The following is a 15,729-nucleotide window of genomic DNA, read 5'->3' as shown; positions in this document are numbered from 1 at the left end:
ACGCCGGGAGCTCCGGTCCACCCGGTCGGGACCGAGCATGACAACGACGCAGCGGCGCCCGGGTCATCCACGGGCCTGTGTCCGCAACTTTTCTCGCAGACCCGGCATCTCCTCCCCGAACCAACGCCCGACCGGGCACCACAGACCACGGGGAGATCCTCATGCACCGCATCACCACCACCCTGACCACGCTGGCCGCCACGGCAGCCGTCGTCGCTGGGCCGCTGGCCCTCGGCGCCACCACCGCACAGGCCGCGGACGCCGGCGAGCGCCGCGCGCCGTCGTACACGGTCCAGGCCAAGGCCAACAAGGAGGTCGTCACCGTCGGTGAGGACGTCGTCAAGGTCCGCGGCAAGGTCACGCCGCGGGCGGCCGGCTCGAAGGTCGTCCTCCAGCAGCGGCTCGAGGGGAAGAAGAAGTGGGCCGTCAGCAGCAAGGGCAAGATCAAGCGCAACGGCACCTACCTGCTCAAGGACGAGCCCAGCGTCGCCGGGACGCGCGAGTACCGCGTGCTGAAGCCCGCGGGCCAGGGCATCGGGAAGGGGACCAGCAAGGTCCTCGAGGTGCAGGTCTACCGGTGGGAGGACCTCGCACGACGCAGCGCGGGTGCCTCGGCCAACGTGACGACGTACTTCACGGCGAGCATCGGCACCAAGGCCTACGCGCCCAGCATCGTCCCCTTCCAGCCCGGCGCCCCGGCGTACGTCGAGTACACGCTCGGTCGCCTGTGCACCGGCCTCCGCACGACCTACGCCCTCGACGACGCGTCGGAGAGCGGCGCCACGGGTGCCGTCAAGCTGATCGTGGACGGGGCCACCAAGGTCGACCAGGGTCTCGTCGTCGGGCAGGTCGTCGAGTCCACGACCGACCTGACGGGCGCCTTCCGGCTGCGCTACGAGCTCACCTCGGCCGCTTCGCCGGTCTCCCGGCCGGTCGTCGGGACCCCCGAGGTCCGCTGCACGAAGTGATCCGCGGCCGGGGCGGTCGGCCGGGACCGGCCGATCGTCCCGGCATGCACAGGTCTTGTGACCCGTGACGGCGGGGCCGCCCCGACCGATGCTGGTGGGACACCACCCCGAGGGAGCCCGCCATGAAGCGCACCGTCCGCAGCGTCACCGTGCTGGCCGCCACGACGGCGACCCTCGTGGCCGTCCCTCTCGTCGCCACCGCCCACGCCGCGGAGGCGGGCGCTGCCGACCGGGCGCGGGACTATACGGTCTCGGCTCGGCTCAACAAGAGCGTCGTGACCGTGGGCGAGGACGTCGTCAAGGTGCGCGGCAAGGTCAAGCCCCGCGCCGCCGGCCAGAAGGTGGAGCTCCAGCAGCGGCTGGACGGCGCGCGCCGGTGGAGGCCCAGCGGCTCCGCGAAGATCAAGAAGTCGGGCGAGTACCTGCTCCAGGACAAGCCGAGCGTGTCCGGCACGCGTGAGTACCGCGTGGTCAAGCCCGCCGCCGACGGGATCGGCAAGGGCATGAGCAAGACGCTCGAGGTCACCGTCTACGCGTGGGAGCGCCTGGCCGCACGCACTCCTGGCGTGTACGACAACGTCGGCCTCAACACCGACGTGGCCATCGGGGCGCGCTCGTACCCGTACTCGATCACGATCGGGATGCCCAGCGCCAAGGGCGGCTCGGGGTACGTCGAGTACACGCTCGGTCGTCTGTGCACCAGCCTCCGCACCACGTACGCGCTCAGTGACTACTCGTTCTCGGGATCCAGCGGCTCCGTCACGCTCGTGCTCGACAACGTGCCGACGGTGCACGTGCCGCTGGTGGTCGGTCAGGTGGTCGAGTCGACCACGAGCCTGGAGGGCGTCTTCCGGCTCCGCTACGACCTGGCGGCCCCCGGGTTCCCGGTGGCCGCCTACCCGACCGTCGGGACCCCCGAGATCCGGTGCACAAAGTAGTCATGTCCGCGGGCGTCCGACCGTCCTAGGATCCGAAGGTGGCCCGCTCCGGGCCACCACAGCCGGGGAGAGCTCATGAACCGTCTCATCACCCTTGTCACGACCGCAGCCGTCGTCGCCGCCCCGGTGGCCCTGGGGTCCACCGCCGCCCACGCCGGGCCGGACGCCGCCGCCGACGGCGCGCGCAGGCCCGCGGCGTACTCCGTCACGGCGAAGGCCAGTCCGCAGGACGTCACCCTCGGTGAGGGAGTCGTCACGGTGCGCGGCAAGGTGAGGCCTCGCGCCGCCGGGAAGAAGCTCGTCCTCGAGCGGCGGGTGACCGGCGCGAGCACCTGGTCCGTCGCGGGGAGGACGAAGATCAAGCCGGACGGCACCTACCTGTTCACCGACGAGCCCACCGTCGCGCGCACGCACCGGTACCGCGTCGTCAAGCGTCGTTCCGGGGGCGTGCAGAAGGGGATGAGCCCGGTGGTCGAGGTCCGGGTCTACGGATGGGAGAGGCTCGCCCAGCGACCGCGGGGCGTCTTCGAGAACATCGCCGTGTCCAGCACCGCCGTGATCGGCGGCGTGGCCTACCCCTACTCCTTCCAGCCCTTCACCCGCGGTGCGCCGTCGTACGTCGAGTTCCCGCTGCGGGGCCTCTGCACGGACCTGCGTGCGACCTACGCGATGCACGACAGCTCGGCCGTCGGCTCCTCGTCCCGGATCACGCTGGCCGTCGACGGGGTGACGGCGGTGGACCAGGTGCTCATCCCCGGCCAGGTCGTCGCGTCCACCGCGGACCTCACCGGCGCGGCCACGCTGCGCTACGACCTGTTCTCCAGCGCGGAGCCGGCCAGCTACCCGGTCGTCGTCGCTCCGGAGGTCCTCTGCACGAGGTGACGCGAGCCTGTCTTTCGACACTCCTCACACCCGCGCCGTAGTGTGGGTAATTGTGGCGAGCACCGACTTCGAAGCAGAGATCAAGCAGCTCCAGGCGACCATGAAGACCATCGGCCAGGTCCTCGACCTGGACGGCATGCGCAGGGAGATCGCCGACCTCGGCGAGCAGGTCGCCGCCCCCGACCTCTGGGACGACGTGGAGAGCGCCACCCGCATCACCGGCCGCCTCTCCGCGCTCCAGGGCGAGCTCGACAAGTTCACCGGCCTCGACTCCCGCATCGAGGACCTCGCCCTCATGGTCGAGATGGCGCAGGAGGAGGGCGACGCATCCTCCCTCGAGGACTCCGAGCGCGAGCTCGAGCGCATCAAGAAGTCCGTCGAGTCCCTCGAGATCCGCACCCTGCTCAACGGCGAGTACGACGCCCGCGAGGCGCTGGTCAGCATCCGGTCGGGCGCCGGTGGCGTCGACGCTGCCGACTTCGCCGAGACCCTGATGCGGATGTACATCCGCTGGGCCGAGCAGCACAAGTACCCCGTCGAGGTCTACGAGACGTCGTACGCCGAGGAGGCCGGCCTCAAGTCCGCCACCTTCGCCATCCACGCGCCGTACGCCTACGGCACGCTCTCCGTCGAGGCCGGCACCCACCGCCTCGTGCGGATCAGCCCCTTCGACAACCAGGGTCGCCGCCAGACGTCGTTCGCGGCCGTCGAGGTCGTGCCGGTGCTCGAGCAGACCGACGAGATCGAGATCCCCGACGAGGAGATCCGCGTCGACGTCTACCGCTCGGGCGGCCCCGGCGGCCAGTCCGTCAACACGACCGACTCCGCCGTCCGCCTCACCCACATCCCGACCGGCACGGTGGTGAGCTGCCAGAACGAGAAGTCGCAGCTGCAGAACAAGGCCTCGGCCATGGTGGTGCTCAAGGCCAAGCTCCTCGCGCTGAAGAAGGCCGAGGAGAAGGCGCACCTCGACGGGCTGCGCGGCGACGTCCAGGCGTCGTGGGGCGACCAGATGCGCAACTACGTGCTCAACCCGTACCAGATCGTCAAGGACCTGCGGACATCCTACGAGTCCGGCAACCCGCAGGCGGTCTTCGACGGCGACATCGACGCCTTCCTCGAGGCCGGCATCCGCTGGCGTCGCGGCGCGGAGAAGGTCGACGCCTGACCTCTGTCGCCTGACACCAGGTCGTCGCCGGCGCAACTGGCGGCGTCCGACGGGTGGATCGGCGAGATCCGTGCCGTATGCCGCCAGTTGGCGCGTGGCCCGGCGGTGTGCGCCGCACCCCGACGCAGGGTGGCGGCACATTGCGGGGATCTCGCCCGCCCTGACGCGATCTGCCGCCACCCTGGGGGCCGGCCCTGCGATCTGCCGCCACTCTGGGGGCCGGCGCGCGATCTGCCGCCACTCTTGCGGGCCGGTGGTCGTTCCCGGGCGCGCAACTGGCGGCGTACGACGGGTGGATCGGCGAGATCCGTGTCGTACACCGCCAGTTGGCGCGTGGCCCGGCGGTGTACGCAGCACCCCGACGCAGGGTGGCGGCACATTGCGGGAATCTCGCCCGCCTGACGCGATCTGCCGCCACCCTGGGGGCCGGCGGTCGATCTGCCGCCACCCTGGGGGCCGGTGGTCGTTCCCGGGCGCGCAACTGGCGGCGTACGACGGGTGGATCGGCGAGATCCGTGTCGTACGCCGCCAGTTGACGTGGTCCCGGGCCGAGCCCCTCCGGACCACCAGCCCGGACGACGAGCCCGGCCGGAGACCGGTAGATGCGGAGGACCCATCCCCGCCAGGAGACCGGCCGCCCTTCCCGCGACCGGCCCCCTGACGTCCCCAGAGGGATTCAGCGACGGCGCCGCAGGGCGGGGTCGCTGAGCGCCGGAGGTGCGTAACCCCGGTCGGCCTCGTTGATCGTCGTACCGGGCGGCACGATCTCGTCGATGCGGTCGAGCACGTCGTCGGGCAGGTCGATCTTCTCGGCGCCGAGCTGGGACTCCAGCTGCTCGAGCGTGCGCGGGCCGATGATGGCCGACGAGACGGCCGGGTGCTTCAGCACGAAGCCGAGCGCCAGGTGGATCAGCGACACCCCGGCCTGGTCGGCCAGGTCCTGGAGGGCGTGGACGGCCTCCAGCTTGGCGCGGTTCTCCGGGGAGGTGGGGTCGTGGCGCGCCGGCTGCCGCGCGGCCCGCGAGGAGACGACCGAGGCGTCCTCGCCCCGGCGGTAGCGGCCCGAGAGCCAGCCTCCGGCCAGCGGCGACCAGGGCAGGATCCCCAGCCCGTGCCGCTCGGCGGTGGGGAGCAGGTCGCGCTCCACCTCGCGGGCCAGGATGCTGTACGGCGGCTGCTCGGTCACCGGCCGCTCGCGGTGCCGGTCCCGCGCCACCCACTGCGCCTCGACGACCTGCGACGGCAGGAACGTCGACGTACCGATGTAGCGGATCTTGCCGGCGTGCACCAGGTCCGACAGGGCGCCCAGGGTGTCGTCGATGTCGGTCTCGGGACGCGGCCGGTGCACCTGGTAGAGGTCGATGTGGTCGGTCTGGAGCCGGCGCAGCGAGTCCTCGACGGCGCGGGCGATCCAGCGGCGCGAGTTGCCCGAGGAGTTGGGGTCCTCGTCCGACATGGAGCCGTGGAACTTGGTGGCCAGCACGACCTCGTCGCGGCGGCCCTTGAGCGCCTTGCCGATGATCTCCTCGGACTCCCCGCGGGCGTAGACGTCGGCGGTGTCGATGACGTTGATGCCGGCGTCGAGGGCCCGGTGGATGATCCGGATCGACTCGTCGTGGTCGGGGTTGCCCCAGGCGCCGAACATCATCGCGCCGAGGGTGAGGGGGCTGACCCGGACGCCGGTGCGGCCGAGGGTGCGGTGGGTCATGCGATCTCCTGCTGGGTCGTGGTGAGGGAGTACTGGCTGGTCGGGCGGTCGAGGCCGTAGTGCTCGCGCAGCGTCGTGCCGTCGTACGCCGTCCGGAACAGGCCGCGGGCCTGCAGGATCGGCACGACGTGGTCGACGAAGGCCTCGAGCCCCGACGGGAGTGCGGGCGGCATCACGTTGAAGCCGTCGGCGGCACCGGTGGTGAACCACTCCTCGATGGCGTCGGCCACCTGCTCGGGGGTGCCGCTGAAGGTGCGGTGGCCCCGGCCGCCGCCGAGGCGGCCGATGAGCTCGCGGACGGTGAGCCGCTCGCGCCGGGCCAGGGTGACGATGAGCGTGTAGCGCGACTTGGCGCCCTCGATGGAGTCCTCGTCGGGGAGGTCGTCGGGCAGCTGCCCGTCGAGGGCGAGCCGCTCCGGCGCCACCCGCAGCGTGCGGGCGAGCTGGCGGCGGGCGTACTCCGGCTGGATGAGGCGGTCGAGCTCCTCCTCCAGCGCCCGCGCCTCGGCCTCGGTCGAGCCGATGGCCGGCACGATCCCCGGCAGCACCAGCAGCTGGTCGGCGTCGCGCCCGAAGGCCCGGGCGCGGGCCTTGATGTCGGCGTAGAACAGCTGGGCGTCCGCCAGCGTCTGCTGTGCGGTGAAGATCGCCTCGGCGTGCCGCGCGGCGAAGTCGCGCCCGTCCTCCGACGACCCTGCCTGCACGAGCACCGGCCGGCCCTGGGGCGAGCGGGGCAGGTTGAGCGGACCGGCGACGCGGAAGTGGGTGCCGGTGTGGTGGATCGGGTGGACCAGCTCGGCGTCACCCCACACACCCGACTCCTTGTCGGCCACGACGGCGTCGTCCTCCCAGCTGTCCCACAGCTTGACCGCCACGTCGACGAACTCGTCGGCCCGGCGGTAGCGGTCGGCGTGCGCCGGCAGCTCGTCGAGGCCGAAGTTGCGGGCGGCGTCGAGGGTCGCGGTGGTCACGATGTTCCAGCCCGCGCGCCCGCCACTGACGTGGTCGAGGGTCGCGAAGCGCCGAGCCAGGTTGAAGGGGTCGTTGTACGACGTCGACGCGGTCGCGATGAGCCCGATGCGGGTGGTCGCCATCGCCATCGCCGTCAGCAGCACCGTCGGCTCGAGGGCACCCGCGGGTCGTCGCCCCACCTCGCCGAAGAGGGCGGGGGAGTCGGCGAAGAACACCGAGTCCATCAACCCCCGCTCGGCGGTGCGGGCGAGCTCGACGAAGTGCTGCACGTCGGTGTTGCTGCGCGGGTCGCTCTCGGGGAGCCGCCACGACGCCTCGTGGTGGCCGGTGCTCATCAGGAACGCGTTGAGCCGCAGCTGTCGGGTCATGAGGCCCTCCTCACGGCGTCCTCGACGCGCAGGCGCTGCGTGTCCTCGACACGGAGGTGGTGGTCGTCCTCGACGCCGAGCTCGGACAGCAGCCGGGTGCGGAGGGCGGCGAAGGCCGGGTCGGCCTGCGAGCGCGACCCGGGCAGCTCGATGCGCAGGTCCGAGGACACGACGCCGTCGTCGAGCACGATGACCCGGTCGGCGAGCACGATCGCCTCGTCGACGTCGTGGGTCACCAGCAGCACCGCGGGACGGTGGGCCGCGCAGAGCTTGCGGAGCAGGACGTGCATCTTGATCCGGGTGAGCGCGTCGAGCGCCCCGAAGGGCTCGTCGGCGAGCAGCAGCTGGGGCTCGCGCACCAGCGACCGGGCCAGCGCGGCCCGCTGGGCCTCGCCCCCGGACAGCTCGTGCGGCCACGCGTGCTCGCGGCCGGCGAGGCCGACCTCGGCGAGCGCCTGCTTCCCCCGGGCGGAGGCGTCCTTGCGGCCCAGGCCGAGGACCACGTTGTCGAGGACCCGCCGCCACGGCAGCAGCCGCGAGTCCTGGAAGACCACCGACACGTCGCTCGGGACGGTGATGGTCCCGCTGCCCGCGACGTCGCGGTCGAGACCGGCCAGCGCCCGCAGCAGCGTCGACTTGCCGCTGCCGGATCGGCCGAGCAGGGCCACGAACTCGCCGGCCGGGATGTCCAGGTCGAGCCCGTTGAGCACGCCGCCCGCCTCGTTGAAGCTGCGGTGCAGGTCCCGGACCCGGACCGCGGGGGAGCCTGCGTCGGGACCGGTGCGGTCGTTCAGCCTTCCAGCGTGCGTCGCCATGTGAGCGCCTTCCTTTCGATGAGACGGACCACGGTGTCGGCCACCAGGCCGAGCACCGCGTAGACCACGAGGCCGACGACGATCACGTCGGTCTGCCCGTAGCTCGAGGCGAGCGTGATCATGTGACCGATCCCGCTCGTGGTGTTGATCTGCTCGACGACCACGAGGGCGAGCAACGCGGAGGTGACCGCGAAACGCATCCCGAGGAGGAAGCCGGGCATGGCACCGGGTAGCACGACCGAGCGGACGAACTCCCACCGCGAGATGCCCACGGTCTCGGCCAGCTCGCCGTACCGCTCGTCGATGCCGCGCAGGCCGTTGTGGGTGTGGATGTAGACGGGGACCAGGACGCCGAGCGCGATGGTGATGACCTTCATCGGCTCGCCGATGCCCAGCCAGAGGATGAGCAGCGGGATGAGCGCCAGGCTCGGGATCGAGCGCTTGACCTGGACGGGACCGTCGATGAGCGACTCACCGACCCGCGACAGGCCCGCGGCGATCGCGAGCACGGTGCCGATGGCCACTCCGAGGGCGAGGCCGAGCGAGGCCCTCACTGCCGAGACGGCGATGCTCTCCTGCAGCCGGCCCGACTCGGTGAGGTCGGCCGCCGTGGACAGCACGGTCCACGGGGCGCTGAGGGTGCGCTCGTCGAGCAGCCCCGTCGCGGAGCCGAGGCACCAGGCGCTCAGCAGGACGACGGGCCCGATCCAGAACCCGCCGCGGATGCGTCGTCCCGGACGCAGCCGGGGACGCAGCACCCGCTCGTCGTGCGCCGCGACGACTGCGGGGCGCTCGGCGACCGCGGTCACTGCCCGCCCCCGAGTGCGGCGGCGATGGCCGTCTCGTAGCGGCGGTCGTAGAGGTCCGCGACGTCGAGCTCCTCGTGGTCCTGCTCCGTGGCGAGCAGGTCGGCCGTCTCCTGGTGCCGGGCGATGACGTCGTCCCAGCTGGTCGGCACCTCGAACTCGCCGAGCGCCTCGGTGATGCGCGTCGCGTCCTCGGACGAGAGGCCCTCGTGGTCGACGTAGTAGGCCTGGGCGAACTCGTCGGGGTGCTCGGAGATCCACTGCTGGGCCTGGGCCCAGACCTCGACGTAGTCCTGGAGGGCCGCCGCCTTGTCGGCGTCCTGCAGCACGCTGGTCGGGGTGTAGAGAGTCCACGCGTCGTCGCGCACCCCCGGCTTGACGGTGCTGCCGCCGTCCTGCTCGTACTTGGCGAGGTAGCTGCCGACCAGCGACTGGCCGAGCGGGGCGACGTCGACCTGCTTGCTGCCCAGGGCCAGCACGTAGGCGTCGTCGACGCTGGCCATCTCGACGAGCTCGACGTCGTCCTGGGTCAGTCCCGCCTTGGCGAGCACGCGCAGCACGAGGGCGCCCTGCGCCTGGCCGGGGCTGTAGGCGATGGACTTGCCCTCGAGGTCCTCGAGGCTCGAGACCTTGACGCCCGGAGCGACGCCGAGCTCGTACGTCGGGTGCTCCAGCGGGTCGACCGTCTCGCGGGCGGCGATGATCTTGATGTCGGTCCCGGTCCACTGGGCGAAGAGCGGCGGGATGTCGGCCACCGAGCCGACGTCGATGGCGTCCGCGCGGAAAGCCTCGAGGGTCTTGGGGCCGCCGGTGATGTTGGCCCACTCGACGTCGACGTCGAGCTCCTCGTCGAGTCCGGAGGCCTCGAGCGCGACCTGGGTGGCCGGGTCGCCGACGCGGAGCACGGTGCCGTCCGGCACCTCGTCGGGCACGGCGGCGGACAGCTCGAGCCGGGGGCCCTGCGCCTCGGCTCCGCAGCCGACGAGGCTGGTCAGGGCCAGGACGAGGCCCGCCACGGGGACGAGGCCGGGGGCGAGGCGCGAGCGCCTCGGACGGGGGAGGGAGTGCATTGGGTTTCTCCTCGTGAATGCGACTAAGTCAACTGAAGTAATACACATTGGATCGAGAAGTGCACGCCGACGCGCGCATCGTGAGACGCGCGCCTCAGTCGGCGCGCAGGGCCTCGAGCACGACGACGCACCAGCGGCCCACCCGCTCGGCGTCGCCGGTGCCGCTCACCCGGCAGGCCAGCCAGGTGTCGCCCACGAGCCCCTGGTAGGTCGTGTGCTTGTCCCGGCCGTCCGGGCAGGTGACGACGACCCCGGGGGCGCCGATCTCCGGGACGTCCTTGCGCGTGCAGTCCCCGCGGCCGGTCTCGCGGGCCCAGGACCGGGCGAGCGGCTCGCCGACCGGCGTGCCGAAGACCCACGCGGAGGCGGTGGTGCGCTCGGTGCCGCCGGCGGTGATCGAGCAGCCCCACTCGTTGGCGACCGACTCGGTGCCGGGGACCTTCATCCCGGGACGCCAGGCGACCGGGTCCTCGGCCGCGTCCACGCCGAGCGCGAGCGCGGCGGACTCCGCCGAGATGCGGCCGCAGAAGGGCCCGCGCGCCAGCGTCATGCCCTCGCGGTCGTAGTCGGCCAGCGGCGTGGCGCTCGCCCCCGGTGCGGGCGTCGCGGCGGGCCCGGTCCGATCGGCGGGCGCGTCGACCAGCACGGCCCGGCCCAGCACGATGGCCAGGGCGGTGACCACCACGGCGACGACGGCGAGCAGCACGACCGTGACCCGACCCCGGCCCGGACGAGGCGTCGTACGACGTCGGCTGCTCACGCCGCCACCCTAGATGCGAGCTCCGTCGGCCCCGCCAGGCGGCGGTGCGCCGAATCGGAGGGGTTGGGCAGCGGCGCGTAACCTCGCATCCGTGATTCGCTTCGACCAGGTCACCAAGACCTATCCCGGCCACCCCCACGCGGCGCTCGACCAGGTGTCGGTCGACGTGGAGAAGGGGGAGTTCGTCTTCCTCGTGGGCTCCTCCGGCTCGGGCAAGTCGACCTTCCTGCGCCTGGTGCTGCGTGAGTACCGCCCCACCTCGGGGCGCGTCTACGTGGCCGGCAAGGAGATCAACCGGCTGGCGAGCTGGAAGGTGCCGCGGCTGCGCCGTGACATCGGCACGGTCTTCCAGGACTTCCGGCTGCTGCCCAACAAGACGGTCAGCGAGAACGTCGCCTTCGCGCTCCAGGTGATCGGCCGCTCGCGCAGCGACATCGCCAGCCTGGTCCCCGAGACCCTGGAGATGGTCGGCCTCGACGGCAAGGGCGACCGGATGCCCGACGAGCTGTCCGGTGGCGAGCAGCAGCGGGTCGCGATCGCCCGCGCCTTCGTCAACCGGCCGATGATCCTCATCGCCGACGAGCCGACCGGCAACCTGGACCCCACCACCTCGGTGGGCATCATGAAGCTCCTCGACCGCATCAACCGCACCGGCACCACGGTGGTCATGGCCACCCACGACGCCGGCATCGTCGACCAGATGCGCAAGCGGGTCATCGAGCTCGAGGACGGTCGCGTCGTGCGCGACCAGGCCCAGGGCGTCTACGGCTTCCAGAACTGACCCTGCCTCAACCGAAAGAGACTCATGCAGCTTCGCTACGTCTTCTCCGAGCTCGGCCAGGGCCTGCGCCGCAACCTCTCGATGCACCTCGCGGTGGTCCTGACGTTGTTCGTGTCGCTGACCCTGGTGGGCCTCGGGGTCCTCTTCAATCAGCAGGCCACCAAGGCCGCCGACCACTGGGGCAGCCAGCTCCAGATCACGGTGTTCCTGTGCCGTGCCGACGACGGCAACCCGGCCTGTGCAGGTGAGGTCACCGACGCCCAGCGCGACGAGATCGAGCAGGTCGTCCAGGACAACCCCGAGGTCGCGGACTACCACTTCGAGAGCAAGGAAGAGGCCTTCGACAAGGTCAAGGAGCTGCTCGGCCCCGAGCGCTTCGAGGGCCCCAACCCCGCGGCCACGGCCGAGGACCTGCCCGAGTCGGTGTGGATCGAGCTCAAGGACCCCGAGGAGTACGAGGGCATCACCAGTGCCGTCCAGGGCCTCGACGGCGTCTCCCAGGTGCGTGACATGCGCAAGGTGATCGCCCCCATCATCGGCTCGATCAACATGCTGCAGTGGGTGGCCCTCGGGACGGCCGCGTTCCTCGTCTTCGCCGCCCTGCTGCTGGTCGGCAACACGATCCGGCTGGCGGCCTTCGCCCGACGCAAGGAGATCGGCATCATGCGGCTGGTGGGCGCCTCCACGCTCTACATCGCGCTGCCCTTCCTCCTCGAGGCGTTGGTGACCGCATTCATCGGCGTGGCCCTGGCCGCCGGGGCGCTCGGGGCCTTCATGTACTTCGGCATCGAGCAGCGCGGCAACGACCAGCTGAAGTTCATGCCGTGGATCGGGATGCCGGAGTACGTCGTCGCGCTGGGCGCCGTCGCGATCCTCGGTCCGCTGCTCACGCTGCTCCCGACACTCGTGCTGACGCGCAAATACCTCAAAGTCTGATCCGCGCGGGTTACCTTCGGTCCGTTCTCTTCCCCGAACGACCAAAGGCTTCCGGTGCGATCCTTCCCCCGTACCGCCCGCCGCCGCATGGCCGCAGCGTCCGCCGCTGCTGCCCTCGTGGTGGGCACCGCGTCCGTCCCCTATGCCTATGCAGGCGTCCTCCACAGCGACGACCTCAAGGACAAGAAGCACAAGGTCGAGAAGAGCATCGACCATGCGCACGAGGACCTCGACCACTCCAGCAAGCGGCTGCGTGCCGCGACCGAGCGCCTCGAGGCGGCCCGGTCGCAGCTGGCCACCGCCCGCAACCAGCTGGCCACGGCCCGTGGCCGGGTGGCGGTCGCCGCCGAGCGTGATGCCGAGATGCAGGCCGCGCTGACCCAGGCCGAGGCCGACCTGGCCACCGCCGAGGCCGAGCTCGTCGCGGGTCGCCAGAGCATGGACGAGCAGGCCGACGAGGTCGCGAGCACGGTCTCGGACATCTACATGGAGGGCGACCCGCAGCTGCTCGCCTTCTCCTCGATGCTCGAGTCGGCCTCCACCGACGACCTGACCCGCCACGAGGAGGTGCGGGACGTCATCGTGGGACGCGAGTCGCGCGCCTTCGACGCCCTGCACGCCGCCAAGGTGCTGCTCGAGGTGCACGAGCGCCAGGTCGCCGACGCCCGCGACGAGGTCGCGGCGAAGCGCCAGGAGGCGGCCGACAACCTGGTCGTCAAGCAGCAGCTGGAGTCCGAGGCCGAGACCGCCAAGGCCTCGGTCGTCGCCCTCGTGGGCGAGCGGTCCTCGGCCCGCTCGGAGGCCACCAAGGCCCGCGCCGCGGACCTGCGCCAGCTCCAGAAGCTGGAGCGCGAGGCCAACCGGATCGAGGAGATGCTGCGCAAGCGCGCGGCCGCGGCACTGCGCCGGGCCCGCGCCAAGGCCGCGGCGGCGGCCGCCCACGGGCGCAGCGCCCCCAGCGGTGGCGGCACCCTGATGATGCCGGTGGCCGGCGGCGTCACCTCGCCCTTCGGCTGGCGCACCCACCCGATCTACGGCTACTGGGGCCTGCACGACGGCACCGACTTCGGCGGTGGGTGCGGACAGCCCATCCACGCGGCCGCGTCGGGGCGCGTCGTGTCGTCATACTGGAGCGACGTGTACGGCAACCGGCTCATCGTGGACGACGGAGTGCTGCGCGGCGTCGGCATCGCCACCATCTACAACCACGCCAGCAGCTACACCGTCGGCCCCGGCGCGCAGGTGCAGCGCGGCCAGGTCATCGGGTACGTCGGCGACACCGGCTGGTCGACCGCCTGCCACCTGCACTTCACGGTGATGGCCAACGGCCGGGCCGTGGACCCCCAGAACTGGTTCTGATGCGCCGGTCCCGAGCGCAGCGAGGGGCCGATGAGGGCATCAGATCGAGGGACTCGACGTACACCTGAGCGCAGCGAAGGGGTGCGTGAGTCGTCTCGAGATCTAGTGCGAGGCGGGGATGCAATCAGGTTGCGACCGACTGAGAGAATGGCGCCATGGCCAAGGAGACCGCGAAGGACCAGCGCAACCGGTTGATCGCGCAGAACAAGAAGGCGCGCCACGACTACCTCATCGAGGACACCTTCGAGGCCGGCATGGTGCTCCAGGGGACCGAGGTGAAGTCGCTGCGGGCCGGGCGCGCCAGCCTGGTCGACGGCTTCGTCGACCTCGACAACGGCGAGGTGTGGCTGCACGGCGTCCACATCCCGGAGTACGCCCAGGGCACCTGGACCAACCACGCCGCGCGCCGCAAGCGCAAGCTGCTCCTCAACCGGGCCGAGATCACCAAGCTCGAGCGCAAGGTGGGGGACAAGGGCTTCACCATCGTCCCGCTCTCGCTGTACTTCAAGGACGGCCGCGCGAAGGTCGAGATCGCGCTGGCCAAGGGCAAGAAGGAGTACGACAAGCGGCACTCCCTGGCCGAGCGCCAGGCCAACCGGGAGAAGGAGCAGGCCGTCCAGCGTCGGCTCAAGGGCCACCGCGACTGATGGCCCCCACCGCCGACGCCGCCGGGGACGCCACGGTGCGGGAGTGGACGGCGGCACTCGGGCTGCCGGGCCTCGTCGACGTCCACACGCACTTCCTGCCACCCTCGGTGATGGACAAGGTCCGCGCCCAGTTCGACTCAGCCGGGCCGCTCATCGGCCGGTCGTGGCCGCTGCACTACCGCGACACCGACGAGGTCCTCGTCGAGGTGCTGCGATCGCTGGGGGTCGTCCGCTTCACGGCGCTGCCCTACGCCCACCGACCCGGGATGGCCGACTGGCTCAACGACTGGGCGGCCGGCTTCGCCGCCCGCGTGCCCGAGGCCGCAGTCTGCGCGACGTTCTTCCCCGAGGAGTCCGCGGCGTCGTACGTCGCCGCCCGGCTCGCCGACGTCGAGGTCTTCAAGGTGCACGTGCAGGTCGGCGGCTTCGACGTCGCCGACCCGCTCCTGGACGAGGCGTGGGGCCTGGTCGCCGAGGCGGGCACGCCGGTCGTGCTGCACGCCGGCAGCGGGCCGGTCCCCACCGAGCACACCGGGCCGGGCCCGGTCGCTGCCCTGCTGGCGCGGCACCCGCGGCTGCGGCTGGTGATCGCGCACGCCGGGGCGCCGGAGTACGCCGAGTTCCTCGCGCTCGCGGAGCGCCACGAGCGGGTCGCGCTGGACACCACGATGGCCTTCACCGACTTCTTCTCCGAGATGGGCGGGGTCTACCCGACTGCGCTGCTGCCCCGGCTGCGCGACCTGGGGCTGGCCGGCAAGGTGCTGCTCGGCTCCGACTTCCCGAACATCCCCTACCCCTACGCCCACCAGCTCGAGGCGCTCAGCCGGCTCGACCTCGGTGACGACTGGCTGCGTGCGGTCTGCTGGGACAACGGGCACGCGCTGCTCGGCTGACGCGGCCCGGCGCCCGTAGGCTGCCGGGATGACTCGGGGGAGAGCGCTCGTCGTGCTGTCGTGCGTGCTGCTGGCCGGGTGCGGCGGAGCAAGCGACGCCGGCGACGAGCCGATCACGCCGGGTGCCATCGCTGCGGTCACCCAGGACGTCCTGGGCCGGCCCGCCCGGGACGTGGCGCGGTGGGACGTCTTCACCCGCGAGCTCGGCCAGGAGTCCCCGGGCGCCACGATGCGCTTCGGGAGGCTGTCGGTCGAGGTGGCCGTCGCGCCGACCACCGACAGCCCGCTGGTCTGTGCCGACCCGAGCTTCTTCGACGAGTGCGTGCAGCAGGAGTACGACGGGCACGAGGTGACGCTCGCCTGGCAGGAGCTGGAGCCGGAGGAGGACCCCGGCGTCGTCTACGTCATCGACCGGCGCGACGGCGAGGACGTCGTCGTGGGCCTCGGCGGCCCCACGATCACCGGCGACCCGCGCGACCTCGACCTCGGCATCGACCTCGCGGACCTGGCGGCCGTGGCGACCGACCCACGGCTGGGACTGACCACCACGCCGGAGGTCGTCGACCAGGGCGCGGAGCTGGACCTCGGCGTCGCCTGAGGGAATGCATGCGGTGTCCGTCGGTGTTGACCCGTAGACTGACCACGCACCACCGCACGA

Annotated in this window: 16 protein-coding genes; 10 read left to right on the top strand and 6 right to left on the bottom strand. The window is 71.8% G+C overall.

Going from position 1 to position 15,729, the window contains the following annotated elements:
• Positions 1-161 precede the first annotated feature (161 nt).
• The 4 genes from ASG94_RS04410 (at position 162) to prfB (ending at position 3,956) form a co-directional block, all read left to right on the top strand.
• Complete coding sequence (locus ASG94_RS04410; RefSeq protein WP_056925161.1) at positions 162-968, top strand: hypothetical protein; 807 nt, start codon at positions 162-164, stop codon at positions 966-968.
• A 122-nt stretch (positions 969-1,090) separates the two neighbouring features.
• Positions 1,091-1,906 carry a hypothetical protein gene (locus ASG94_RS04405; RefSeq protein WP_056925160.1) on the top strand — a complete coding sequence of 272 codons (816 nt, stop codon included), beginning with the start codon at positions 1,091-1,093 and terminating at the stop codon, positions 1,904-1,906.
• A gap of 75 nt (positions 1,907-1,981) precedes the next feature.
• Entirely contained in the window at positions 1,982-2,788 is an 807-nt protein-coding gene (locus ASG94_RS04400) for a hypothetical protein (protein ID WP_056925159.1), read from the top strand.
• A gap of 52 nt (positions 2,789-2,840) precedes the next feature.
• Positions 2,841-3,956: a peptide chain release factor 2 gene (prfB, locus tag ASG94_RS04395; RefSeq protein ID WP_056925158.1), complete on the top strand. Its 1,116-nt coding sequence runs from the start codon at positions 2,841-2,843 to the stop codon at positions 3,954-3,956.
• A 676-nt stretch (positions 3,957-4,632) separates the two neighbouring features.
• Here prfB and ASG94_RS04390 read toward each other — a convergent pair.
• The 6 genes from ASG94_RS04390 to ASG94_RS04365 form a co-directional block, all read right to left on the bottom strand.
• Positions 4,633-5,664, bottom strand: a complete 1,032-nt coding sequence (locus ASG94_RS04390) for an aldo/keto reductase (protein WP_056925157.1) — start codon at positions 5,662-5,664, stop codon at positions 4,633-4,635.
• Positions 5,661-7,004, bottom strand: a complete 1,344-nt coding sequence (locus ASG94_RS04385; protein ID WP_056925156.1) for an LLM class flavin-dependent oxidoreductase — start codon at positions 7,002-7,004, stop codon at positions 5,661-5,663. The genes ASG94_RS04390 and ASG94_RS04385 overlap by 4 nt, the downstream gene beginning before the upstream one ends.
• Positions 7,001-7,819 (bottom strand): ABC transporter ATP-binding protein, encoded by an 819-nt coding sequence (locus tag ASG94_RS04380; RefSeq protein WP_082623917.1) that lies wholly within the window; start codon positions 7,817-7,819, stop codon positions 7,001-7,003. Before ASG94_RS04380 ends, ASG94_RS04385 begins: the two co-directional genes overlap by 4 nt.
• Complete coding sequence (locus tag ASG94_RS04375; protein WP_056925155.1) at positions 7,795-8,628, bottom strand: ABC transporter permease; 834 nt, start codon at positions 8,626-8,628, stop codon at positions 7,795-7,797. Before ASG94_RS04375 ends, ASG94_RS04380 begins: the two co-directional genes overlap by 25 nt.
• Positions 8,625-9,695, bottom strand: coding sequence for an ABC transporter substrate-binding protein (locus tag ASG94_RS04370; RefSeq protein WP_056925154.1), 1,071 nt, complete (start codon positions 9,693-9,695; stop codon positions 8,625-8,627). Before ASG94_RS04370 ends, ASG94_RS04375 begins: the two co-directional genes overlap by 4 nt.
• A 94-nt stretch (positions 9,696-9,789) precedes the next feature.
• Complete coding sequence (locus tag ASG94_RS04365; protein ID WP_156411413.1) at positions 9,790-10,455, bottom strand: hypothetical protein; 666 nt, start codon at positions 10,453-10,455, stop codon at positions 9,790-9,792.
• 91 nt (positions 10,456-10,546) lie between these two features.
• On the opposite strand from ASG94_RS04365, the gene ftsE reads away from it, so the two are divergent.
• From ftsE to ASG94_RS04335, 6 genes are all read left to right on the top strand, one after another.
• The gene (gene ftsE / locus ASG94_RS04360; RefSeq protein ID WP_056925152.1) at positions 10,547-11,236 is read left to right on the top strand and encodes a cell division ATP-binding protein FtsE; all 690 of its coding nucleotides are present in this window, start codon (positions 10,547-10,549) and stop codon (positions 11,234-11,236) included.
• A 24-nt stretch (positions 11,237-11,260) separates the two neighbouring features.
• A complete protein-coding gene (ftsX, locus tag ASG94_RS04355) occupies positions 11,261-12,172 on the top strand; it encodes a permease-like cell division protein FtsX (RefSeq protein ID WP_056925151.1) in 912 nt (303 codons plus the stop codon).
• Positions 12,173-12,259: 87 nt separating this feature from the next.
• Positions 12,260-13,531: a murein hydrolase activator EnvC family protein gene (locus tag ASG94_RS04350; RefSeq protein WP_056925150.1), complete on the top strand. Its 1,272-nt coding sequence runs from the start codon at positions 12,260-12,262 to the stop codon at positions 13,529-13,531.
• Positions 13,532-13,686: 155 nt separating this feature from the next.
• Entirely contained in the window at positions 13,687-14,178 is a 492-nt protein-coding gene (gene smpB / locus ASG94_RS04345) for an SsrA-binding protein SmpB (protein ID WP_056925149.1), read from the top strand.
• Positions 14,178-15,071 carry an amidohydrolase family protein gene (locus ASG94_RS04340; RefSeq protein WP_056925148.1) on the top strand — a complete coding sequence of 298 codons (894 nt, stop codon included), beginning with the start codon at positions 14,178-14,180 and terminating at the stop codon, positions 15,069-15,071. The genes smpB and ASG94_RS04340 overlap by 1 nt, the downstream gene beginning before the upstream one ends.
• A gap of 28 nt (positions 15,072-15,099) precedes the next feature.
• A complete protein-coding gene (locus ASG94_RS04335) occupies positions 15,100-15,669 on the top strand; it encodes a hypothetical protein (RefSeq protein ID WP_156411412.1) in 570 nt (189 codons plus the stop codon).
• The last annotated feature ends 60 nt before the right edge of the window (positions 15,670-15,729 follow it).

The organism is Nocardioides sp. Soil805, assembly GCF_001429625.1.
Classification (GTDB): Bacteria; Actinomycetota; Actinomycetes; order Propionibacteriales; family Nocardioidaceae; genus Nocardioides.
This window is presented reverse-complemented; position numbering and strand designations above follow the sequence as displayed.